The organism is Pseudomonas sp. NFIX10 (assembly GCF_900111955.1).
Taxonomy (GTDB): domain Bacteria; phylum Pseudomonadota; class Gammaproteobacteria; order Pseudomonadales; family Pseudomonadaceae; genus Aquipseudomonas; species Aquipseudomonas fluorescens_AA.
This window is the reverse complement of sequence record NZ_FOKH01000012.1, coordinates 18,913-43,161: the sequence shown is the minus strand read 5'-3', so window position 1 is coordinate 43,161 and position 24,249 is coordinate 18,913. Positions and strand designations below refer to the sequence as shown.

The following is a 24,249-nucleotide window of genomic DNA, read 5'->3' as shown; positions in this document are numbered from 1 at the left end:
TTCAGCCAATCCTCAAGTCATCCTGCAAGCGTGTGCTCAACAAGTTGGCCGCTTGATTGCATATGCTTGTACATACAAGTAAAGACGTATGCGTATGAGTCACCGATCTTCTACGCAACGTTCGCTAAATCGCTGCCCACTGCCCGGGCTGGTCTGGATTGATCGCTGAGGAGTTTTTGCTGTGACCGACGCTACCCGCAAACCCGAAAAATACCGTGACGTTGAAATCCGCGCCCCTCGCGGTAACACGCTGACCGCCAAAAGCTGGCTGACTGAAGCGCCGCTGCGCATGCTGATGAACAACCTCGACCCGGAAGTGGCCGAGAACCCCAAGGAACTGGTGGTCTACGGTGGCATCGGCCGCGCGGCGCGCAATTGGGAGTGCTACGACAAGATCGTCGAAAGCCTGACCAACCTGAACGACGACGAAACCCTGCTGGTGCAATCCGGCAAGCCGGTGGGCGTGTTCAAGACCCACAGCAACGCCCCTCGCGTCCTGATCGCCAACTCCAACCTGGTGCCGCACTGGGCCAGTTGGGAGCACTTCAACGAACTCGACGCCAAGGGCCTGGCCATGTACGGCCAGATGACTGCTGGCAGCTGGATCTACATCGGCAGCCAGGGCATCGTCCAAGGTACGTATGAAACCTTCGTCGAGGCCGGTCGCCAGCACTACGACTCCAACCTCAAGGGCCGTTGGGTGCTGACCGCCGGCCTGGGTGGCATGGGCGGTGCACAACCCCTGGCCGCGACCCTGGCCGGTGCGTGCTCGCTTAACATCGAGTGCCAGCAGGTCAGTATCGATTTCCGCCTGAAGACCCGCTACGTCGACGAGCAAGCCAAAGACCTCGACGACGCCCTGGCGCGCATCGAGAAATACACTGCCGAAGGCAAGGCGATTTCCATCGCGCTGTGTGGGAACGCTGCCGAAATCCTGCCGGAAATGGTCCGCCGTGGTGTGCGCCCGGACATGGTCACCGACCAGACCAGCGCCCATGATCCCCTCAACGGCTACCTGCCGGCTGGCTGGACCTGGGACGAATACCGTGCCCGCGCCAAGACCGAGCCCGCTGCCGTGGTGAAGGCCGCCAAGCAATCGATGGCCGTCCACGTCAAAGCCATGCTCGCCTTCCAGAAAATGGGCGTGCCGACCTTCGACTACGGCAACAACATCCGCCAGATGGCCCAGGAAGAGGGCGTCGAAAATGCCTTCGACTTCCCTGGTTTCGTCCCGGCGTATATCCGCCCGCTGTTCTGCCGTGGCATCGGCCCGTTCCGTTGGGCTGCGCTGTCCGGCGACCCCCAGGACATCTACAAGACCGACGCCAAGGTCAAGGAACTGATCCCCGACGACGCTCACCTGCACAACTGGCTGGACATGGCCCGCGAGCGCATCAGCTTCCAGGGCTTGCCGGCACGTATCTGCTGGGTCGGCCTGGGCCAGCGCGCCAAGTTGGGCCTGGCCTTCAACGAGATGGTGCGCAGCGGCGAATTGTCGGCGCCGATCGTCATCGGTCGCGACCACCTGGACTCCGGTTCCGTGGCCAGCCCGAACCGTGAAACCGAATCCATGCAGGACGGCTCCGACGCCGTTTCCGACTGGCCGCTGCTCAACGCCTTGCTCAACACCGCCAGCGGCGCGACCTGGGTGTCGCTGCACCACGGTGGCGGCGTCGGCATGGGCTTCTCCCAGCATTCGGGCATGGTGATCGTCTGCGACGGTACCGACGAAGCGGCCGAACGTATTGCTCGCGTACTGCACAACGACCCGGGCACCGGGGTGATGCGCCATGCCGATGCCGGTTACCAGATCGCCATCGATTGCGCCAAGGAACAGGGGCTGAACTTGCCGATGATCACCGGCAAATAACCCCGGCCCTTGTGGGAGCGAGCTTGCTCGCGATGGCGTCATCAGATTCGACACAGGCATCGGCTGATACACCGCTATCGCGAGCAAGCTCGCTCCCACATAGAAAAGCAGTACCAGCATCACCCCCAAAACAATCCACAGAGGTTGAACCATGGCTGTCACCAGCACACGCGCAAGCAGCAAACCGTTGATCGAGAAGCGCTCGATCGACTACATCCCGGAAGCGGAGAGACACGGTCGGCTGTTGAGCCAGTTCACCCTCTGGATGGGGGCCAACCTGCAAATCACTGCCATCGTCACCGGTGCATTGGCGGTGGTGCTGGGCGGTGATGTGTTCTGGTCGTTGATCGGCTTGCTGATCGGCCAAGTGCTCGGCGGTGGGGTCATGGCCTTGCATGCCGCGCAAGGGCCCAAGCTTGGCCTGCCGCAGATGATCTCCAGCCGGGTGCAGTTCGGTGTGTATGGCGCGGCCATCCCGATCGTGCTGGTGTGCCTGATGTACCTGGGTTTCACCGCGACGGGCACCGTGCTTTCCGGCCAGGCGCTGGGACAACTGTTCAGCGTCAGTGACAGTGCCGGTATCCTCATGTTCGCCAGCGTCATCGTGCTGGTTACGGTGCTTGGGTATCGGGTGATTCACTTCATTGGCCGCGTCGCCAGCATCATTGGCGTGATTGCCTTCGTTTACCTGTTCGCTCGCCTGATCAGCCAGACGGACGTTGGCGCACTTCTGCAAATCCGCCATTTTAGCTGGAGCAGTTTCCTGCTGGCGGTGTCGCTCGCGGCCTCCTGGCAGATCGCCTTCGGCCCCTATGTGGCTGACTATTCGCGTTACCTGCCGAGCAAGACGTCGTCGGTGAAAACCTTTTTCGCCGCAGGCGCCGGTTCGGTCATCGGCGCGCAGGTGGCGATGATCCTCGGCGTGTTTGCCGCCGCCTCGGCCAATGGGCAGTTCGCCGGTCACGAAGTGGCCTACATCGTGGGCCTGGGCGGTACCGGCGCCACCGCTGCGCTGCTGTACTTCAGCATCGCGTTCGGCAAGGTCACCATCTCTACGCTGAACTCCTACGGCAGCTTCATGTGCATTGCCACCATCATCAGCGGTTTCCGGGGCCACCTGAACGTCACGCGCTTGCAGCGTCTGGTCTTCGTGCTGGTTATCGTCGGCGCCGCGACCCTGATCGCGCTGCTCGGCCAGCACTCGTTCCTCGGTGCGTTCAAGTCTTTCATCCTGTTCTTGCTGGCGTTCTTTACCCCTTGGAGCGCGATCAACCTGGTGGACTACTACTGCATCACGCGCGAGCGCTATGACGTGCCGGCCCTGGCCGATCCGAACGGCCGCTACGGTCGTTGGAACGCCTTGGGTATCAGCGTCTATGTCTTCGGTGTACTGGTTCAACTGCCGTTCATCGCCACCAAGTTCTATACCGGTCCGCTGGTGGGAGCCATGGGCGGCGTGGATATCTCCTGGATCATCGGCCTGGTGGTCCCGGCGGCGCTGTATTACGTCCTCGCCAAAAAGTGGCACAGCGCAGTACCCGATCAATTGATCCTGCCGCTCGAGCAGGACGCGGTTGACGCACAACCGAGCAGGGCGGGCCGCATTCAAGCGGTCTGATGGGACGTTGACAGGGCTGGATGCCTCTTGACTGCCGTAAGCCAATCCAACTGATTAGGAGCGTCACATAATGAAGTCGAACAAGACCCTGCTGACCACATTGCTTTCCTTGGGCCTGTTGGCCAGCGCTGGCGCCACGCAAGCGGCGGGTTGGTGTGAGTCGGGCAAACCGGTGAAGTTCGCCGGCCTGAACTGGGAAAGCGCCATGCTGCTGACCGACGTCCTGCAAGTGGTGCTGGAAAAAGGCTACGACTGCAAGACCGACAGCCTGCCGGGCAACTCCATCACCATGGAAAACGCCCTGAGCAGCAACGACATCCAGGTGTTCGCCGAAGAGTGGGTCGGCCGCAGCGAGGTGTGGAACAAGGCCGAGAAGGCCGGCAAGGTGGTCGGCGTCGGCGCGCCGGTGGTGGGCGCCATCGAAGGTTGGTATGTGCCGCGCTACGTGGTTGAAGGCGACGCCAAGCGCAAGCTCGAAGCCAAGGCTCCTGGCCTGAAGAACATTGCCGACCTGGGCCAGTACGCCGCCGTGTTCAAGGACCCGGAAGAGCCGTCCAAGGGCCGTTTCTACAACTGTCCGGCCGGTTGGACCTGTGAGCTGGACAACAGCGAAATGCTGAAAAGCTACGGCTTGGAAAAAACCTACACCAACTTCCGTCCAGGCACCGGCCCGGCACTGGATGCGGCGGTGTTGTCGAGCTACAAGCGTGGCGAGCCGATCCTGTTCTACTACTGGTCGCCTACGCCGCTGATGGGCCAGGTGGACCTGGTGAAACTGGAAGAAAAACCCGGCGTGGATAAAAGCGTGAGCATCAAGGTCGGCTTGTCCAAGACCTTCCACGACGAAGCCCCGGAGCTGGTGGCGGTGCTGGAAAAGGTCAACCTGCCGATCGATATCCTGAACCAGAACCTCGGGCGCATGGCCAAAGATCGGATCGAGTCGCCGAAACTGGCGAAGATCTTCCTGAAGGAACATCCTGAAGTCTGGCACGCCTGGGTCAGTGCAGACGCTGCCAAGAAAATCGACGCGGCTCTGTAGGTCGAATCCTTCCCGGCCAACCGTGGGGCTGGCCGGGACGTTCACCGCATCCACTTGATCGAGAGTCTCTTATGTTTCCCGAAAGCTTTACCTTCTCCATCGCCGATTGGGTCAACGGTTGGGTCGACTCCCTGGTGACCAACTATGGCGATGTGTTCCGGCACATCTCCGACACCCTGCTGTGGGCCATCGTCAACCTCGAAGGCCTGTTGCGCATGGCGCCCTGGTGGCTGATGCTGGCCATCGTCGGCGGCATTGCCTGGCACGCCACCCGCAAGGTCGTGGCCACGGCAGTCATCGTCGGCCTGTTGTTCCTGGTGGGTGCGGTAGGCCTGTGGGACAAGCTGATGCAGACCCTCGCCCTGATGCTGGTGGCGACGCTGATCTCGGTGTTGATCGGCATTCCCCTGGGCATTCTTTCGGCACGCAGCAACCGCCTGCGTTCGGTGCTGATGCCGTTGCTGGACATCATGCAGACCATGCCGAGCTTCGTGTACCTGATTCCGGTATTGATGCTGTTCGGCCTGGGCAAGGTCCCGGCGATTTTCGCCACGGTGATCTATGCCGCGCCGCCATTGATCCGCCTGACCGACCTGGGCATCCGCCAGGTGGACGGCGAAGTGATGGAAGCCATCAACGCCTTCGGCGCCAACCGCTGGCAGCAGCTGTTCGGCGTACAACTGCCCCTGGCCCTGCCAAGCATCATGGCGGGGATCAACCAGACCACCATGATGGCCCTGTCGATGGTGGTCATCGCCTCGATGATCGGTGCCCGTGGCCTGGGCGAAGACGTGCTGGTGGGTATCCAGACCCTCAACGTCGGCCGTGGCCTGGAAGCCGGGTTGGCCATCGTGATTCTCGCCGTGGTCATCGACCGCATTACCCAGGCCTATGGTCGTCCTCGGCATGAGGTGAGCAAATGAGCAACGCAGCCATCAGCAAGATCGAAGTCAAGAACGTCTTCAAGATTTTCGGCAGTCGCTCCAAGGAAGCCCTGGCGCTGATCCACCAGAACAAGACCAAGGACCAGGTGTTGGCCGAGACCGGTTGCGTGGTCGGCGTGAACGACTTGTCGCTGAGCATTGGCACCGGCGAGATCTTCGTGATCATGGGCCTGTCCGGTTCTGGCAAGTCCACCCTGGTGCGCCATTTCAACCGGCTGATCGACCCCACCAGTGGCGCGATCCTGGTGGACGGCGAAGACATCCTGAAACTGGACATGGACGCCCTGCGCGAATTTCGCCGGCACAAGATCAGCATGGTGTTCCAGAGCTTCGGCCTGCTGCCCCACAAGAGCGTGCTGGACAACGTCGCCTATGGCTTGAAAGTGCGCGGCGAGAGCAAGCAGGTGTGCGCCGAGCGGGCGCTGCACTGGATCGACACCGTGGGCCTGAAGGGTTACGAGAACAAATACCCGCACCAGCTCTCCGGTGGCATGCGCCAGCGCGTTGGCCTGGCCCGGGCCTTGGCGGCGGACACCGACATCATCCTGATGGACGAAGCCTTCAGCGCCCTCGACCCGCTGATCCGCGCGGAAATGCAGGACCAGTTGCTGGAGCTGCAGAAGACCCTGCACAAGACCATCGTTTTCATCACCCACGACCTCGACGAGGCCGTGCGCATCGGCAACCGCATTGCGATCCTCAAGGACGGCAAGCTGATCCAGGTCGGCACGCCCCGGGAGATCCTGCATTCGCCGGCAGATGAGTATGTCGATCGGTTTGTGCAGCGCAGGGCCGCGGTGGTTTGAAGGGTTTGTGGTGGCAGGGCTGGCCTCATCGCGAGCAAGCTCGCTCCCACAATGGGATCTCTTTTACCCGCACATTTTGTGTCCAAAGGAAATCCCTGTGGGAGCGAGCTTGCTCGCGATAGGGCCGGCCCAGCTGCATCAATATTCAAGTTGTACAGACGAGGTTGAGGATGTCCCAGGCTGAAAAAATCGTAATCACCGGCGCTCCGTTGCGCTGGCAGGACGTCGTCGCCGTCGCCCGCTTCGGTGCCGAGCTCGAGCTGTCGGCCCAGACCTGGGCGCGGATCGACAATGCCCAGGCCATCGTCCAGCGCATCGTCGAAAGCGGCGAGCGCGCCTACGGCGTCAATACCGGCCTGGGGGCCTTGTGCAATGTCTCGCTCAAGGACGAACAACTCAGCCAACTGTCACGCAACACCCTGCTCAGCCATGCCTGTGGCGTCGGCGCGCCGCTGACGGATGAACAGACTCGGGCGATCCTCTGCGCCGCCATCCTCAACTACAGCCAGGGCAAGTCCGGCATCCATCGCCGGGTGGTCGAGGCGTTGCTGGCGTTGCTCAATCGCGGTATCACGCCGCAAGTGCCGTCCCAGGGTTCGGTGGGCTACCTGACCCACATGGCCCACATCGGCATCGCGCTGCTGGGCGTTGGTCAGGTCAGCTATCGCGGACAAATAGTCCCGGCGCAACAGGCCTTGGCCGCCGAGGGTTTGCAACCGGTGCAACTGGGGGCCAAGGACGGTTTGTGCCTGGTCAACGGCACGCCGTGCATGACCGGCCTCAGTTGCCTGGCCCTGGCCGATGCGACGCGGCTGGTGCAATGGGCCGATGTGATCGGCGCCATGAGCTTCGAGGCCCAGCGCGGCCAGATAGCCGCGTTCGATGCCGAGATCATCGCCCTCAAGCCGCACCCGGGCATGCAGCAGGTCGGGAGCAATTTGCGGGCCTTGCTCGACGGCAGCGAGATCATCGCCGCGAGCCTGGGCATTCGCACCCAGGATGCCTTGAGCATCCGCTCGATCCCCCAGGTGCACGGTGCGGCTCGCGATCAATTGGTCCACGCCCGGCACCAGATCGAAACCGAACTCAACGCGGTCACCGATAACCCGCTGTTGCTGGGTACGCCGGAAAACTTCCGGGTCATGTCCCAGGCCAACCCCCACGGCCAATCGGTGGCCTTGGCGGCGGACTTGCTGGCGATTGCCATGGCCGAAATCGGCTCCATCGCCGAGCGTCGCCTCGACCGCCTGATCAACCCCCACGTCAGTGGCCTGCCAGCGTTCCTGGTGGCCAATCCCGGTGTGAACTCGGGGATGATGATCGTGCAATACGTCGCCGCGTCGCTGTGCGCGGAGAACAAGCAACTGGCGCAACCGGCGGTGCTGGACAATTTCGTCACCTCCGGTTTGCAGGAAGACCACCTGAGCATGGGCACCAACGCCGCCCTGAAGCTGCACCGGGCGCTGGAAAACTGCACGCAGATCCTCGCCATCGAGTACCTGCTGGCAGCCCAGGCTTTTGAGTTTCTCAAGGCCCAGCGTTTCGGCGCCGGCACCGACATCGCCTGGAAACTGTTGCGCGAGCGCGTGCCGGCTTACGACCAGGACCGCTGGCTGGCGCCGGACATCGCCAGTGCCGCCGGGTTGCTCAAGGATCCCTTTGTGCTGCACAACGCTTTACCTGATTTGAATTGATCGAAAAACGCCAGCGTGCCAAGACACCCATTGCCCACAAGGCCTCGCCCAAAGCGAAGGTGACGGATAACGGAACATTCCGGAGCGACTGGCGGGTGAAAAAACAAAACTCTCAAAAGGAGCAATACATGACTGCCTTAAACCTGATTCCCGGCCAATTGAGCCTGGCTCAATTGCGTGACATCTATCAGCAACCGGTGACCTTGAGCCTCGACGCCAGTGCGTCGGCGCAGATCGAGGCCAGCGTCGCCTGCGTCGAGCAGATCCTGGCCGAGAACCGCACCGCCTACGGCATCAACACCGGTTTTGGCTTGCTGGCCTCGACCCGCATCGCCAGCGAGGACCTGGAAAACCTGCAACGCTCCCTGGTGCTGTCCCATGCCGCCGGCGTGGGCGAGCCGATCAGCGATGCGCTGGTGCGCTTGGTCATGGTGCTCAAGGTCAACAGCCTGAGCCGGGGCTTTTCCGGCATCCGTCGGCAGGTGATCGATGCGCTGATTGCGCTGATCAATGCCGAGGTCTACCCGCACATTCCGCTTAAAGGTTCGGTCGGTGCGTCCGGTGACCTGGCGCCGCTGGCCCACATGTCCCTGGTGCTGCTGGGTGAAGGCAAGGCCCGCTACAAGGGCGAATGGCTGCCGGCCGTCGAGGCGCTGAAAGTCGCCGGTCTCGCGCCGCTGACCCTGGCCGCCAAGGAAGGCCTGGCGCTGCTCAACGGCACCCAGGTCTCCACTGCGTTTGCCCTGCGTGGCCTGTTCGAAGGCGAAGACCTGTTTGCCGGTGCCCTGGCCCTGGGCAGCCTGACGGTGGAAGCGGTGCTTGGCTCGCGTTCGCCATTCGATGCGCGCATCCATGCCGCTCGCGGCCAGAAAGGCCAGATCGATGCTGCCGCCGCTTACCGTGACCTGCTGGGCGAGCGCAGCGAAGTCTCCGACTCGCACCAGAACTGCGACAAGGTCCAGGACCCGTACTCCCTGCGTTGCCAACCGCAAGTGATGGGCGCCTGCCTGACCCAGTTCCGCCAGGCCGCCGAAGTGCTGGTGATCGAAGCGAACGCCGTGTCGGATAACCCGCTGGTGTTCGCCGCCGAGGGTGACGTGATTTCCGGGGGCAACTTCCACGCCGAACCGGTGGCGATGGCCGCCGACAACATGGCCTTGGCGATTGCCGAAATCGGCTCCCTGAGCGAACGGCGGATTTCGTTGATGATGGACAAGCACATGTCGCAGTTGCCGCCGTTCCTGGTGGCCAATGGCGGGGTGAACTCAGGCTTCATGATCGCCCAGGTCACCGCGGCGGCCCTGGCCAGTGAAAACAAGGCGCTGTCCCACCCCCATTCGGTGGACAGCCTGCCGACCTCGGCCAACCAGGAAGACCACGTCTCCATGGCCCCGGCCGCCGGCAAGCGCCTGTGGGAAATGGCCGAGAACACCCGTGGGATTCTGGCGGTGGAATGGCTCGCGGCATGCCAGGGGCTGGACCTGCGCGGCGGTTTGAAGACCTCCGCCAAACTGGAGCGGGCCCGTGGTCTGTTGCGTGCACAAGTGCCGTTTTATGAAAAGGATCGCTTCTTTGCGCCGGACATCAATGCCGCCAGTGAGTTGCTGGCGAGTCGGTGCCTGAACGAATTGGTCACGGTGCAGTTGTTGCCGAGCCTGTAAGGGCCTCATCGCGAGCAAGCTCGCTCCCACAGGGGTTTTGAGTGCATCGGAAATCCTTGTGGGAGCGAGCTTGCTCGCGATTCGATTTTGAACGCGACGAGGAAACCGGGATGAAAACCCTCTGGCAAAACTGCCACGCCGCCACCATGGCCCAGGGCGTCTACTCGATCATCGAAGACGCCGCCATCGTCACCCAGGGCGAGCACATTCAATGGATCGGCCCGCGTGCCGAATTGCCGACGGGGGACTACCCGGCGGTCACCGACCTCAAGGGCGCCTGGGTCACGCCGGGGTTGATCGACTGCCACACCCACACGGTATTTGGCGGCAACCGCAGCGGTGAGTTCGAACAGCGCCTGCAAGGCGTCAGCTACGCCGAAATCGCGGCGGCTGGCGGTGGCATCGCCAGTACCGTGCGCGCCACCCGCGCCGCCAGTGAAGACGAACTGTTCGCCAGCGCCGCCAGACGCCTGAAAAGCCTGATGCGCGATGGCGTGACCACGGTGGAAATCAAGTCCGGCTACGGCCTGGACCTGGCCAGTGAACGCAAAATCCTGCGGGTCATCCGTCGCCTCGGTGACGCATTGCCGGTCAGTGTGCGCAGTACGTGCCTGGCGGCCCACGCCTTGCCACCGGAGTACAAGGATCGCGCCGATGACTACATCGAACACATCTGCACCGAGATGCTGCCGGCTCTGGCGGCCGAGGGGCTGGTGGACGCGGTGGATGCCTTTTGCGAATACCTGGCGTTTTCCCCGGCGCAGGTCGAGCGGGTGTTTATCACCGCGCAACAATTAGGGTTGCCGGTGAAGCTGCACGCCGAACAATTGTCGTCTCTGCACGGTTCCAGCCTGGCGGCGCGTTACCAGGCGCTGTCGGCGGATCACCTGGAGTTCATGACCGAGGACGACGCCAAGGCCATGGCCGCTTCCGGCACCGTGGCGGTGTTGCTACCGGGGGCGTTTTATTTCCTGCGGGAAACCCAACTGCCGCCCATGGATGCCCTGCGCAAGCACGGGGTGAAAATCGCCGTGGCCAGCGACCTCAATCCCGGCACCTCGCCGGCGCTGTCGCTGCGCTTGATGTTGAACATGGCCTGCACCTGTTTCCGCATGACCCCGGAAGAAGCCCTGGCAGGGGCGACGATTCATGCGGCCCAGGCCTTGGGGATGGCCGCCACCCACGGTTCGCTGGAAGTCGGCAAGGTCGCGGATTTTGTCGCCTGGCACATCGACCGCCCGGCCGACCTGGCGTACTGGCTCGGTGGCGATCTGGAAAAACGCGTCGTGCGTCACGGCGTTGAAATCGATTGAGGAGAATGTTGTGGAGAAGGTCCTGAATTTCAAGCAAGGGCGCGTGCCGCTGTTGGTCAGCATGCCCCACGCCGGCCTGCGCCTGACCCCGGCGGTAAAGGCCGGGTTGATTCCCGAAGCCCAGAGCCTGCCGGACACCGACTGGCACATTCCCAAGCTCTATGAGTTCGCCAATGAGCTGGGCGCCAGCATCCTGGCCGCCGAGTATTCACGGTTCGTCGTCGACCTGAATCGCCCCTCCGATGACAAACCGATGTACGTCGGCGCCACCACCGGTTTGTACCCGGCGACGCTGTTCGATGGCGTGCCGTTGTTTCGCGAAGGGCTGGAACCGTCGGCCGAGGAACGGGCGACGTATCTGCAGCAGGTCTGGATGCCGTACCACCAAGCGCTGCGGCAGGAACTGGTGCGGCTCAAGGCCGAGTTCGGCTACGCCTTGCTGTTCGACGCCCACTCGATCCGTTCGGTGATCCCGCACCTGTTCGACGGCAAGCTGCCGGACTTCAACCTCGGTACGTTCAACGGTGCCAGTTGCGACCCGACCCTGGCCAGCCAGCTCGAAGCCATCTGCGCCCGCCACGGCCAGTTCACCCATGTGCTCAACGGGCGTTTCAAGGGCGGACACATCACGCGGCACTACGGCAACCCGGCCGAAGACATCCACGCGGTGCAACTGGAACTGTGCCAGAGTACCTACATGGAAGAATTCGAACCGTTCAACTACCGCCCGGATCTGGCGGCGCCGACCCAGGTGGTGCTCAAGGAATTGCTGGAAGGTTTCCTGGCGTGGGGACAGCAGGTTTACAAACACTGACCTGTGGCGAGGGAGCTTGCTCCCGCTCGAGTGCGTAGCGCTCGTGAAATTTTGCGGGCCGCTGCGCAGCCCAGCGGGAGCAAGCTCCCTCGCCACAAAAGCATTTCATGCCTCCCTACCTGTCGCCACCGTGCAAAACCGAGTCGCCACAGTTCATCTTGACCCCCTCGACGCTGCGTAATGTTCCGGTCATGGTGCGCCAAGACACCGCCCTACAATAATCCGCTGCCGCACGAGACCCTCGCGATGAAAAGACTGTTCAAACGCTGTCTGTCGTTCCTCTGCGGTACCGTTCTACTCAGCACCGGGGCGATGGCCGCCGAGCCTGCGTCCTGCCAGACCGTGCGCATGGGCGTGGTCAACTGGACCGATGTGATCGCCACCAGCGGCATGGCCGATGTACTGCTCACCGGCCTGGGCTACGACAGCAAGCAGACCAGTGCCGTGCAACAGATCATCTTCGCCGGCATCCGCGACAAGCGGCTCGACATCTTCCTGGGGTATTGGAAGCCGGCGATGGACAAGAACATCGCCCCGTTCCTGGCGGCCAACCAGGTGAAGGTACTGGACAAACCAAGCCTGGCCGACGCCCAGGCCACATTGGCCGTACCGGATTACGTGGCGGCGGCGGGGCTCAAGACCTTTGCCGACATCGCCCGGTTCAAGGATCAGCTTGGCGGCAAGATCTACGGCATCGAGCCGGGCAGCGGCGCCAACACCACCATCAAGACCATGATCGAGACCAACCACTTCGGCCTCAAGGACTTCAAGCTGATCGAATCCGGTGAAGCAGGCATGTTGGCGGCGGTACAGCGGGCGGTGAACCGCAAGGAGTTCGTGGTCTTCGTCGGCTGGACCCCGCACCCGATGAACATCAACATGAACATCACGTACCTGACCGGCAGCGAGGACGTCTATGGTCCGAACGAAGGCGCCGCGACCGTGTCCACCGTGACCGCGCCGGACTACGCCCAGCGTTGCCCGAATGTGAGCCGGCTGTTGGAAAACCTCACCTTCACCGCTGCCCAGGAGAGTCAGTTGATGGTGCCGATCATGGAGCGCAAGACACCCCAGGACGTCGCCCGCCAGTGGCTGCGCGAGCACCCCGAGGATCTTCAGCGCTGGCTGGCGGGTGTCACGAGCTTCGATGGCAAGGATGGCGTGGCGGCGGTGCAGGCCAGTCTCAAGAACTGAGGCAGTTTTCCGGGCACTGATAACCCCTGTGGCGAGGGAGCTTGCTCCCGCTTGAGTGCGCAGCGCTCACAAGATTCTTGGGGCGGCTGCGCCACCCAGCGGGAGCAAGCTCCCTCGCCACAAAAGCCTTCGAGCCACACCACGATGACCTACCCACTCTCCCAGGCAATGTCAGCCTTCATCGACAAAACCCTGAGCTTCACCAGCGCGGACGACAGCCTCGTCGGTTCGCGCCAGGCCTACAGCCAGATGTGCCGGGCGTTCACTGCGCCTTGCCCGCCGACGCTGGCCATCGAGGATTTCGAACTGGCCGGCGTGGTGGTGCGGGCCTATTACCCGCAATGTGCGGCACCGCTCGCCGGCTGGCCATGCATGCTTTACCTGCACGGTGGCGGCTGGGTCGTGGGGGACCTGGATTCCCATGACTTCATCTGCATGGAGCTGGCCGCTGAGCTGGGCGCGTTGGTGGTGGCGGTGGATTACCGGCTGGCCCCGGAGCATCCGTTTCCGGCCGGTTTCGACGATTGCCTCGCGGTGTGGCGCCACTTGGCGGACGCCCCGTTTGCCATCGACCCCCGTCGTCGGCTGGTGCTCGGTGACAGCGCCGGCGGCAATCTCGCCGCCGCGTTATGCCTGGCCTTGCGCGATGCCGGGCAACCGTTGCCCCGGGCCCAGGTCTTGATTTATCCGGCGCTCGGTGGCCCCGCGGATCTGCCCTCGCGTCACGAGTGCTTCGATGCCCCGCTCCTGAGCAGTCGCGACCTGGAGCGCTATGAGGCGCTGTACCTGGGTGGCGCTCGTCCCTCGCCTTATGCCATGCCGTTACTCGCCGACAACCTGGACGGCTTGCCGCCGGCGCTGGTTGCCGTCGCGCAATGGGATCCACTGCGCGACGACGGCATCCTTTATTGCGAGCGGCTGAACGCCGCAGGGAGGGACGCCGTGCTGTATGTCGGCAACGGGCTGGTCCACGGTTGCCTGCGTGGCCGGGGCCAGGTGCCGGAGGTCGATCGGATGTATCGCGCGCTGCTGGCGTACCTGGCTGACATGCTTTGACTGCGCAGGGGACATGCTCATTAAGGTCATTCGGGTTTATGATGCCGGACGGCAGACTAAATAGAAGTCCCTACAGGGATGACTCGACCCCTTACGGAGCGCGCAATGCAGACTTTGTACCCGCAGATCAAACCCCATGCCCGGCACGATCTGGCTGTCGATGACACCCACACGCTCTATGTCGATGAAAGCGGTTCCCCAGAAGGCCTGCCAGTGGTGTTCATTCACGGCGGCCCGGGTGCCGGCTGCGATGCGCAGAGCCGTCGCTACTTCGATCCGAACCTGTACCGCATCGTCACCTTCGACCAGCGCGGTTGCGGTCGGTCCACCCCCCACGCCAGCCTGGAAAACAACACCACCTGGGATCTGGTCGAAGACCTGGAGCGTATCCGCAAGCACCTGGGTATCGACAAATGGGTGCTGTTCGGCGGTTCCTGGGGGTCGACCCTGGCCCTGGCGTACGCCCAGACCCATCCGGAGCGGGTGCATGGCCTGATCTTGCGTGGGATCTTTCTCTGCCGTCCGCAGGAAATCGAGTGGTTCTATCAGGCCGGCGCCAGTCGCCTGTTTCCCGACTACTGGCAGGACTACATCGCACCGATCCCGTTGGACGAGCGTGACGACCTGCTCAGCGCTTTCCACAAGCGCCTGACCGGCAACGACCAGATCGCCCAGATGCACGCGGCCAAGGCCTGGTCTACCTGGGAAGGTCGTACCGCCACCCTGCGTCCGAACCCGCTGGTGGTCGATCGCTTTTCCGAGCCGCAGCGGGCGCTGTCGATCGCCCGGATCGAATGTCACTACTTCACCAACAACGCTTTCCTCGAGCCCAACCAGTTGATTCGCGACATGGGTAAGATCGCCCATCTGCCAGGCGTCATCGTGCACGGCCGCTACGACGTCATCTGCCCATTGGACAATGCCTGGGAGCTGCATCAGAACTGGCCCAACAGCGAACTGCAGGTGATCCGCGACGCCGGCCACGCCGCCTCGGAGCCGGGGATTACCGACGCGTTGGTGCGCGCCGCCGCGCAGATGGCCCGGCGCCTGCTCGACTTGCCGCCCGAAGAAGCATGAAGGGGCTGTTGCAACGGGTGCGCGGCGCCCGGGTCGAGGTGGCAGGCGAGATCGTCGGGGCCGTGGACCAGGGCTTGCTGGTGCTGGTGGCTGTCGAGCCCGGGGACACCCGGGCCAGCGCCGACAAACTCCTGCACAAGCTGCTTAACTATCGAGTGTTCAGCGACGCCGAGGGCAAGATGAACCTGTCCTTGGCGGATGTCGGTGGTGGGTTGCTGCTGGTGTCGCAATTCACCTTGGCGGCGGACACCAAGAGCGGTCTGCGCCCGAGTTTTTCCACGGCTGCGCCTCCGGCCCTGGGCGAAGAATTGTTCAACTATTTGCTGAGTCAGGCGAAACAGGTGCATGGCACTGTGGCATCGGGTAGATTCGGCGCCGACATGCAGGTTCATCTGGTCAATGATGGCCCGGTAACCTTCCTGCTACAGTCCTGAAAGCGTTAGAAACATCTTTTCGGTTCTGTTTCGAGGTAAAGCGGTGAGTTTTCTCGATAAATACTTTGCTACCCCTGATGCGTTGTCACGCGGGCTACTAGATAATCGCGCGCTACGGGGGATCAGCGTTCGCTGGTCCATTTGACTTAGGTAGAGAGTTGTCCTGGACCGTTTGGGGAATCATTTTGCCCCGTCGGAGTCGGAACAATGCTCGCCAACTTGGCAAGAGTGGTCAGCAGGAGCGGTTTTTCAGCGCCGTTACCGTGCAGATACTTTATCTGGCCGTTGGTTTTTTGATCAGTTTTCGGCGAGGGTTGCTCGTGATTGTTAGTCCCTGTAATGCACCAAAAATGACGGCCAAACGGTTGAGAAGCGCCCTGGTAACGGGCTCGGCCCTGTTGTGCCTGTTCGGCGCGGGCCAACTGTGGGCATTCAGCCTGGATGATGTATCGGCGAAGGCACAAGAATTGGCCGGGCAGAAGTTCGAAGCCCCGCGCAGCAATTTGCCGAACGAATTCCGCGAAATGAAATTCGCCGATTATCAGAAAATTCGTTTCCGCACCGAAAAAGCTGAATGGGCCGACCAGAAGACCCCGTTCCGGCTGTCCTTCTATCACCAGGGCATGCATTTCGACACACCGGTGAAGATCAACGAAATCACCGCGACCACCGTCGACGAGATCAAGTACGACCCGACGCGTTTCGATTTCGGCGACGTGAAGTTCGATCCCAAGGCCACCGAACAGCTGGGCTACGCCGGCTTCCGCGTGTTGTACCCGATCAACAAGGCCGACAAGCAAGACGAAATCATGACCATGCTGGGCGCGAGTTATTTCCGCGTCATCGGCAAGGGCCAGGTCTACGGCTTGTCCGCTCGTGGCATGGCCATCGACACCGCGCTGCCGTCCGGTGAGGAGTTCCCACGCTTTCGCGAGTTCTGGATCCAGCGTCCGAAACCGACCGACAAGCACCTGGTGATCTTCGCCCTGCTGGATTCGCCACGGGCCACTGGCGCCTATCGCCTGATCGTGCGTCCGGGCACCGACACCGTTGTCGACGTGAAATCACGGGTGTTCCTGCGTGATCGTGTCAACAAGCTGGGCATCGCCCCGTTGACCAGCATGTTCCTGTTCGGCGCCAACCAGCCTTCCAAGGTGCTGAACTACCGTCGTGAACTCCACGATTCCAGCGGCCTGTCCATCCATGCCGGCAACGGCGAGTGGATCTGGCGTCCGCTGAACAACCCGAAACACCTGGCCGTGAGCAACTTCTCGGTAGAAAACCCGCGTGGTTTCGGCCTGCTGCAACGTGGTCGTGACTTCAGCCACTACGAAGACCTGGATGACCGTTACGAAAAACGTCCAAGCGCCTGGATCGAACCGAAAGGCGACTGGGGCAAAGGGACTGTCGATCTGGTTGAAATCCCGACCGCCGACGAAACCAACGACAACATCGTTGCGTTCTGGAGCCCGGAAAAGCTGCCCGAGCCAGGCCAGCCGCTGGACTTCGCCTACCGTCTGCACTGGACCCTCGACGAAGCCAACCTGCACTCGCCAGACAGCGCCTGGGTCAAGCAGACCCTGCGTTCGACCGGTGACGTGAAGCAGTCCAACCTGATCCGTCAACCGGACGGCAGCGTGGCTTACCTGGTGGATTTCGAAGGGCCGTCCCTGCAAGCGCTGCCTGAAGAGGCCGAGGTGCGTAGCCAGGTGAGCGTTGGCGACAACGCCGAGATCGTCGAGAACAGCGTGCGCTACAACCCTGAAACCAAGGGCTGGCGCCTGACGCTGCGCCTGAAGATCAAGGACCCGAGCAAAGCGACCGAGATGCGTGCCGCATTGGTCAGGCCGCTTGTCCCTGTCGAGCTGCCAGCCACCACGCATTCCGTGACCACGCTGGCCAAGGCCGACAAGGTCGCCAAGCAGCAGAGCGAAAAAGAGCAAGCCAACGAGCAGGCCGGCGAGCCGAAAGAGGCCAAGGCCGTCAAGTCGTCCGCCGCCGCTGCCGAGCCGACCCCAACCCCACAGGAACCGGAGCAGACTGAGCAAGTCCTGACCGAGACCTGGAGCTACCAGTTGCCTGCCGATGAGTAATACGTCCGTACAACCAGAATCTCTGAGTGAGTATCTGGCCCATTTGCCGATGACCGACGAGCAGCGCGCCGAGCTGGCGGGCTGCACGTCATTCAGCGAATTGCACAAGCGCCTGGCTTCTTCGACATTCGACGCGCCCAACGAGGCGGCGCAAGCCTCGGTGGGCCGTCGCCTGACGCTGAGCACTGCCGAGGAACTCGAGGACGCCGAAATGCTGGCCCTCGATGCCAACGGCCGGGTGTGCTTGAAGGCGACGCCGCCGATTCGCCGCACCAAGGTCGTGCCGGAACCGTGGCGCACCAATATCCTGGTGCGCGGTTGGCGGCGCCTGACCGGGCGTACCAACCCGCCGAAGCCGCCCAAGGATGAGCGCGTGCTGCCTCATGCGCGCTGGCGTACCGTGGGGTCGATCCGCCGCTACATCCTGCTGATCCTGATGCTCGGCCAGACCATCGTTGCCGGTTGGTACATGAAAGGCATCATGCCGTACCAGGGCTGGTCGCTGGTGGATCTGGACGAAGTCTTGCACCAACCGCTGCTGCAGACGGCCACGCAAGTGCTGCCGTATGCGTTGCAGACCAGCATCCTGATTCTGTTCGGGATCCTGTTCTGCTGGGTGTCGGCGGGTTTCTGGACGGCGCTGATGGGCTTTCTCGAATTGCTCACCGGCCATGACAAGTACCGCATCTCCGGCGCCAGCGCTGGCAACGAGCCCATTCCCAAGGACGCCCGCACTGCGCTGGTGATGCCGATCTGCAACGAAGACGTGCCGCGGGTATTCGCCGGTTTGCGCGCGACCTTCGAGTCGGTGGCCGCCACCGGCGACCTGGATCACTTCGACTTCTTCGTGCTCAGCGACAGTAACGAAACCGATATCTGCGTGGCCGAACAGCAGGCCTGGCTGGATGTCTGCCGTGAAACCGGGGGCTTCGGCAAGATTTTCTACCGCCGTCGTCGCCGTCGCGTGAAACGCAAGAGCGGCAACCTCGACGACTTCTGCCGTCGTTGGGGCAGCGACTACAAGTACATGGTCGTGCTCGACGCGGACTCGGTGATGAGCGGCGAATGCCTGACCAGCCTGGTCCGGCTGATGGAAGCCACGCCGGACGCCGGCATCATCCAGACCGCGCCGCGGGCCTCGGGCATGGACACGCTGTATGCGCGCATGCAGCAGTTCGCCACCCGGGTGTATGGTCCGTTGTTCACTGCCGGTCTGCACTTCTGGCAGTTGGGCGAATCCCATTATTGGGGGCACAACGCGATCATCCGCATGAAGCCGTTCATCGATCACTGCGCCTTGGCGCCGTTGCCGGGTAAAGGCGCGTTCTCCGGCGCGATCCTGTCCCACGACTTCGTCGAAGCCGCGTTGATGCGTCGTGCCGGCTGGGGCGTGTGGATTGCCTATGACCTGCCGGGCAGCTACGAAGAACTGCCACCGAACCTGCTGGACGAACTCAAGCGTGACCGTCGCTGGTGCCACGGCAACCTGATGAACTTCCGGCTGTTCCTGGTCAAGGGCATGCACCCGGTGCACCGTGCGGTGTTCCTGACCGGCGTGATGTCCTACCTGTCGGCGCCGCTGTGGTTCTTCTTCCTGGTGCTGTCCACCGCGCTGCTGGCGGTGAACACATTGATGGAGCCGCAGTACTTCCTCGAGCCACGCCAGCTTTATCCGTTGTGGCCGCAATGGCATCCGGAGAAGGCCATCGCCCTGTTCTCGACGACCATCGTGCTGCTGTTCCTGCCCAAGCTCTTGAGCATCGTGCTGATATGGGCGAAAGGGGCGAAGGCGTTCGGTGGCAAGTTCAAGGTGACGTTGTCCATGCTGCTGGAGATGCTGTTCTCCATGTTGCTGGCGCCGGTGCGGATGATCTTCCACACCCGCTTCGTGCTCGCCGCTTTCCTGGGCTGGGCCGCGACCTGGAACTCGCCCAAGCGGGACGATGACTCCACGCCATGGAGCGAAGCGGTCAAGCGCCACGGCCCGCAGACTTTGCTGGGCTTCTTCTGGGCCTTGCTGGTGATCTGGTTGAACCCGAGCTTCCTTTGGTGGCTGGTGCCGATCGTGGGTTCGCTGATGCTGTCGATCCCGGTGTCGGTGATCTCCAGCCGCGTGGGCCTGGGCTTGAAGTCCCGTGATGAAAGCCTGTTCCTGATCCCTGAGGAATACGCACCGCCGCAGGAGCTGCTGTCGACTGACCAGTACACCCATGAGAACCGTTGGCATGCACTGAACGACGGTTTCATCCGGGCGGTGGTCGATCCACAGCAGAACGCCTTGGCGTATGCGCTGGCGACCTCGCGTCACGGCAAGGCCGAGCCGATCGAATGGCTGCGGGTCGAACGCGTTCGTCACGCCCTGAAAGTCGGCCCTGCCGGTCTCAGCAATGCCGAGCGGCTGGCCCTGCTGAGCGACCCGGTGGCCTTGTCTCGCCTGCATGAGCAGGTCTGGAGCGAGGCGCACCCCGAGTGGCTGGCGGCATGGCGTGAGTCGGTCAAGGCCGACCCTCATGCACCGCTGCTACCGCTACAGCCGGTGAGCGTGCAGCCTCAAGTGGCCTGATACGCAAAAAGCCCCGCTTCTGAAAGGAAGCGGGGCTTTTTGTTGGCCTAAGGATTTGTACGTGGGACTTCCGGATTTCGAGTGACTAGCGTTATTGAACAACTGGAGTGACATTGACGTCTGGACTGAGGAAGTCAATGTGAAAGCCGCTGGAACCATCCCCGATAGCCAAGTGGACACCGTTGATGCCCTCATTCATTTGAGAGTTCACCTTGTAATCTATGCAGGCTGCTATTTCTTCGTTGACGCCGATGGCGAATTCGGTGAGTCCGAGTCCTCGAGCCCCGGCAGCTAATTTCAATGTTTCGATATGCTCCTCGTTGTCGGCTTGTAAAGACGTGACCTTGTTTTCCACGACTGTCAGAAATCCTCCCGCCTTGGCTAGCGAGTCTGATAACAGTGCAAGCCTGGCTCGAATGTTCTTGGGTAATTGTGGGTTGGTTTTTCTTAATACCGTTAAGATTCCAGAAATCTTAAGTTTTCCGTTCAAACAGAACGGGCAGCGTTCATGAATATTCATGTGGGCATAGTGCACTTCGAAAAATTCGGCTGCTGAGTGTATGAAGTTCTCTGAAATATCCTCCTCTATCAAAGCGTAGGGCTCAGCCTGGCGGTTGAGTGTGACCTTTCCGAAAGTGTCTTCGCCTGATAGGAGAAATGAGTCATGGGAGTTAAGCATGTTTAAAAAGAAACGCTGTCTTTCTAACGCTCTTCTGAAATCGCTGTTAAGCAGTAAGCGTAAACCGTAGTTCGCGCTACTGAAAGACGGATCGAAGACCTGTGCTGCGCAGAAAACGCTCTTCTTGACTGGAGTGGCCTTGGCAATCTCCAACGTGAGCCTGGCCGCGTTGTCGCTGAACGAGAAAATTATGCTATTTCGAGGAAGAGTACTGAGCTCGTGAATGTGCGCAGTGTTTAATCCTTGATGACTGCATTCATCAAGGAATTCCTGTGAGTCTGCAATGACCCAGAATTCTTCCTCTCCAAAAAGTGTGTGGATACTGGTCATGGATGACATGGATTGCTCCTGGGTAGGCGGACGGCATCTACAATGCCGTCCGCTGGTTAGCGGAAGTCAGTCCTCCGTATAGGCCCAAGCCAATGGAGCCCATCCAAAGTTTTCAGGGCCAGAGGTCATGCGACTCAGTTTTTCTGATGTATCTATTTGCTGTTCCATGTTTACCCTCCTTTTTATTGGGAATCCCTTTGTCGAACAAGGGAGGTTGTATTAATCCAAGTATTTCTAATGTTTGGAATAGGTCTTTTTGAGTTTTTTAGAATGGATTGTGCTGTTTTTTGTTTGTTGGCTGCGAAGAGGTTATTTGTGTGGGAAGTGTCTGTAGCAGTTTTCTGAAATTTAAGTAAATGACCCGCTGGCGTTGTTTGGGTGGTCTAGTGTTGATAGGTTTTATTGCTGTTCGTTTGATGTTTTAAACTAAGGGGTCGGAAATGGCAGGTACAAAAAAATATTTGTCTGATGCAGCTCTCCAGCAGGCGCTGTCCGTAACAGACCTGACAGAAACACATACACCCGTCCACGCGGTTCGGCTGATGGTCGATGAGATTGTCGAGGGATTGATTCGTAACGGCTGGCCTCGGGCACGTATTCAGACTGGCCCGCGTATCGTGTCTGCCGAAGAAAACTATGGGCTACTGGGCTATGACCCGGCAGAGATCACCTTGGGCAGTGAACACACGCGCTGGGTGAGCGAACATTCGCTATTGCGCACGCAAACTACCAGCCAGATTCCCGTCGCCCTTCAACTGGCTGCTCAAGAGCGCAAGACGGGGGAAATGATCCTGCTCGCCGCTCCGGGCATCACATTTCGCCGCGACAGTCGGGATAGGTGGCATTGCGCCGAACCGCATCAAATGGATGTTTGGGTTCTGGGCGATCCAGAACTTTCGGATCGTGAGCATCTGTTGCGTCTGGTCGGCGATATTCTCGGCGCCGCGGTACCCGATAAGCCTTGGGTCTACAGCGACAGCCCGCATCACTACACCGAGGGTGGAATCGAAGTGAATGTATTGAACGACGGCGCCAATGTTGAAGTACTCGAATGCGGCCTCATCGCTACTTCGCTACTGAGGCGATTAAAAATTGATCCTCGGAGCCATGGTGGACTAGCGTTGGGAATGGGCCTGGATCGGTTGACGATGCTACGCAAGGGCATTCCAGATATCCGTTTGTTGCGAGACTCTAACGAACGAGTGCAGGCTCAAATGCAAGATCTGCGGCCATGGAGCGCCGTTTCGCGCTTGCCTTCGATTTCTCGAGATATTTCGGTGGCGGTGTCTCCTGGATTGAGCGAGGAGGTGCTGACGGAGAGGATGCTTCAGGCGGCCGGGGACTGTTCTGTCTGGATCGAGGAAATGCAGATCAAAGGACGTTGGGTTTCATCTGAATTGCCGCCCCAGGCTATTGAGCGGCTTGGCCTTCTGGCCGATCAGGAGAATGTTCTACTGCGCGTCGTACTGCGTGATTGTTCTCGGTCAATAACGACTGCGGAGGCCAATGCTTTGTATGAAAGGATTCAGTCGGCGTTGCACGAAGGCGCTCCGGGGGCAGGATACCGAATGGACTTGACGGTACGTTAATGCACTCGCCAATCGTGCTGGTTCCGTCTCCCAGATAAATCAAAATAGCCCCGCCTTTGAAAGAACGCGGGGCTTTTTGTTGGGCGAGTTTTTTATCTGTGGTCCTGAGTTTTGCGGCGATGTTGGTCAGTGCTGCGGGTTGACGTTATCCAACAGTCGATTCGCCAACAAACCACTCAGTTCGATCAGTTGCAGGATGCCGAGGGCAACATGGCGTCGTGAGCCTTTCAGGTCGAACGCAAGGTCGCTGACCATGGCATCGGCTGAGGCGAGGGTTTCGCTGAGGTTGGCCAGCAGGCTTTCGGTGTCGATGCCGTCGACGATGGTGAAGAGCTGGCCTGGCGACGGTTTATTCTCGGATTTGGCCTGTTTGGGGTTCAGGTAGTAATCGAGCGCGCGATCAGAGGCTTCCTGGAGTTTCTTGGGGTCTGTTTCTGGTTCGGGTGGGTTGGGTGTGACCTTGTGCATGGTTGACGCTCCTAGGGTAGTGGAGCCGCCAGATATCGCTGCTAAACGAGAATGGTGGCGACTGTACGCGGGTTAGCAGACCGGGACCCTAGAACCCGGCAGACCCGAAGGTCTCCCACGCACAACCGCCATGGCATAGATGCGCAAGCGTTGAAGCCTGCTCATGCATGTGGAGAGCGTACGTCTAGGATGTCCAGGCTGCTAAACCCGATCGCTGAACTGACAGCGACCCGCAAACGTTAAAGCCCAGGCCCAAGGCGCACAAGCCGGCGGATTCTGGCGTAGTTGTAGGCAATGGCGCAAGGCTTCGTAGCCTTGGGATGACGGATTGTGGGGGTGGGGATTTTTGTGTGTATATCCGTTATTTGGGTAACGGCTGCTTAGGGTTCCGCCCTTACGGCGGGTCACTTTTGAGAAGCGCAAAAGTAACCAAAACGCTTTATGCCCCACCACTCGGCACCTCGCCTAGGCTCGGTGTGCCCGAACGCAGGCATTGCTCCGTGGGCCCGCCGCGAAGGGCCATCCATGGCCCAGCGCGGCTATCCCGGCATCCATGCCGGGATGCCCACTCCACAATGCCTGCGTTCGGCCAGCGTGGTTAACGGGGCGCCGAGATCAACGTCCGACGCGAGGCGGCCTGATAGCCGACCTGATTCACCCGGTCGTACTCCGATCCAATGTGGGAGCGAGCTTGCTCGCGAAGACGGCGGTACATTCAGCATGGATGCAAGCAGACCCACCGCTATCGCGAGCAAGCTCGGCTCCCACCGGGCTTGGCGGTGGACACTGATCCTATAAACGACCAAAAACCTGTGTGGGAGCAAAGCTTGCTCGCGAGGCGGGCTGATAGCCGACCTGGTTCACCCAGTCGTACTCCGATCCAATTGTGGGAGCGAGCCTGCTCGCGAAGACGGCGGCACATTCAGCATTGATGCAAGCAGACCCACCGCCATCGCGAGCAAGCTCGGCTCCCACAGGGCTCGGCGGTGGACGCTGATCCTATGAAC

At 61.1% G+C, this 24,249-nt stretch carries 18 protein-coding genes; 16 read left to right on the top strand and 2 right to left on the bottom strand.

Features of this window, described 5'->3' with window-relative positions:
• Positions 1–181: 181 nt before the first annotated feature.
• From hutU to mdoH, 15 genes are all read left to right on the top strand, one after another.
• The gene (hutU, locus tag BM321_RS13270; RefSeq protein ID WP_039592729.1) at positions 182–1,870 is read left to right on the top strand and encodes a urocanate hydratase; all 1,689 of its coding nucleotides are present in this window, start codon (positions 182–184) and stop codon (positions 1,868–1,870) included.
• 151 nt (positions 1,871–2,021) lie between these two features.
• Complete coding sequence (locus tag BM321_RS13265; protein WP_092442807.1) at positions 2,022–3,488, top strand: purine-cytosine permease family protein; 1,467 nt, start codon at positions 2,022–2,024, stop codon at positions 3,486–3,488.
• 70 nt (positions 3,489–3,558) lie between these two features.
• The gene (locus BM321_RS13260; protein ID WP_092328775.1) at positions 3,559–4,527 is read left to right on the top strand and encodes an ABC transporter substrate-binding protein; all 969 of its coding nucleotides are present in this window, start codon (positions 3,559–3,561) and stop codon (positions 4,525–4,527) included.
• Between the two features lie 71 nt (positions 4,528–4,598).
• Positions 4,599–5,450, top strand: a complete 852-nt coding sequence (locus BM321_RS13255; RefSeq protein ID WP_003196893.1) for an ABC transporter permease — start codon at positions 4,599–4,601, stop codon at positions 5,448–5,450.
• Positions 5,447–6,277: a quaternary amine ABC transporter ATP-binding protein gene (locus BM321_RS13250; RefSeq protein WP_092442806.1), complete on the top strand. Its 831-nt coding sequence runs from the start codon at positions 5,447–5,449 to the stop codon at positions 6,275–6,277. Before BM321_RS13255 ends, BM321_RS13250 begins: the two co-directional genes overlap by 4 nt.
• Positions 6,278–6,447: 170 nt before the next feature.
• The gene (gene hutH, locus BM321_RS13245; protein WP_092442805.1) at positions 6,448–7,971 is read left to right on the top strand and encodes a histidine ammonia-lyase; all 1,524 of its coding nucleotides are present in this window, start codon (positions 6,448–6,450) and stop codon (positions 7,969–7,971) included.
• A 128-nt stretch (positions 7,972–8,099) separates the two neighbouring features.
• A complete protein-coding gene (gene hutH / locus BM321_RS13240) occupies positions 8,100–9,632 on the top strand; it encodes a histidine ammonia-lyase (RefSeq protein WP_092442804.1) in 1,533 nt (510 codons plus the stop codon).
• A gap of 110 nt (positions 9,633–9,742) precedes the next feature.
• Positions 9,743–10,945, top strand: coding sequence for an imidazolonepropionase (gene hutI / locus BM321_RS13235; RefSeq protein ID WP_092328785.1), 1,203 nt, complete (start codon positions 9,743–9,745; stop codon positions 10,943–10,945).
• A gap of 10 nt (positions 10,946–10,955) precedes the next feature.
• Positions 10,956–11,759 (top strand): N-formylglutamate deformylase, encoded by an 804-nt coding sequence (hutG, locus tag BM321_RS13230; protein WP_092328787.1) that lies wholly within the window; start codon positions 10,956–10,958, stop codon positions 11,757–11,759.
• 246 nt (positions 11,760–12,005) lie between these two features.
• The gene (locus BM321_RS13225) at positions 12,006–12,953 is read left to right on the top strand and encodes a choline ABC transporter substrate-binding protein (protein ID WP_092328792.1); all 948 of its coding nucleotides are present in this window, start codon (positions 12,006–12,008) and stop codon (positions 12,951–12,953) included.
• 144 nt (positions 12,954–13,097) lie between these two features.
• Complete coding sequence (locus BM321_RS13220) at positions 13,098–14,009, top strand: alpha/beta hydrolase (RefSeq protein ID WP_256573430.1); 912 nt, start codon at positions 13,098–13,100, stop codon at positions 14,007–14,009.
• Between the two features lie 105 nt (positions 14,010–14,114).
• On the top strand, positions 14,115–15,086 hold the full coding sequence (gene pip / locus BM321_RS13215; RefSeq protein WP_072407409.1) for a prolyl aminopeptidase: 972 nt from the start codon (positions 14,115–14,117) through the stop codon (positions 15,084–15,086).
• The gene (dtd, locus tag BM321_RS13210; protein ID WP_092201114.1) at positions 15,083–15,520 is read left to right on the top strand and encodes a D-aminoacyl-tRNA deacylase; all 438 of its coding nucleotides are present in this window, start codon (positions 15,083–15,085) and stop codon (positions 15,518–15,520) included. The genes pip and dtd overlap by 4 nt, the downstream gene beginning before the upstream one ends.
• A gap of 320 nt (positions 15,521–15,840) precedes the next feature.
• Complete coding sequence (locus BM321_RS13205) at positions 15,841–17,613, top strand: glucan biosynthesis protein G (RefSeq protein ID WP_092442875.1); 1,773 nt, start codon at positions 15,841–15,843, stop codon at positions 17,611–17,613.
• Positions 17,606–20,176 (top strand): glucans biosynthesis glucosyltransferase MdoH, encoded by a 2,571-nt coding sequence (mdoH, locus tag BM321_RS13200; RefSeq protein WP_092442802.1) that lies wholly within the window; start codon positions 17,606–17,608, stop codon positions 20,174–20,176. The genes BM321_RS13205 and mdoH overlap by 8 nt, the downstream gene beginning before the upstream one ends.
• Positions 20,177–20,267: 91 nt before the next feature.
• Here mdoH and BM321_RS13195 read toward each other — a convergent pair whose 3' ends face one another.
• Positions 20,268–21,194, bottom strand: coding sequence for a CgnE/CgnB domain-containing protein (locus BM321_RS13195; protein ID WP_092442801.1), 927 nt, complete (start codon positions 21,192–21,194; stop codon positions 20,268–20,270).
• A gap of 431 nt (positions 21,195–21,625) precedes the next feature.
• Here BM321_RS13195 and BM321_RS13190 point away from each other — a divergent pair, with 431 nt between their 5' ends.
• Positions 21,626–22,774 carry a PheS-related mystery ligase SrmL gene (locus BM321_RS13190; RefSeq protein ID WP_092442800.1) on the top strand — a complete coding sequence of 383 codons (1,149 nt, stop codon included), beginning with the start codon at positions 21,626–21,628 and terminating at the stop codon, positions 22,772–22,774.
• A gap of 126 nt (positions 22,775–22,900) precedes the next feature.
• Here BM321_RS13190 and BM321_RS13185 read toward each other — a convergent pair whose 3' ends face one another.
• Positions 22,901–23,242, bottom strand: a complete 342-nt coding sequence (locus tag BM321_RS13185; RefSeq protein WP_092328803.1) for a DUF6124 family protein — start codon at positions 23,240–23,242, stop codon at positions 22,901–22,903.
• Between the last annotated feature and the right edge of the window lie 1,007 nt (positions 23,243–24,249).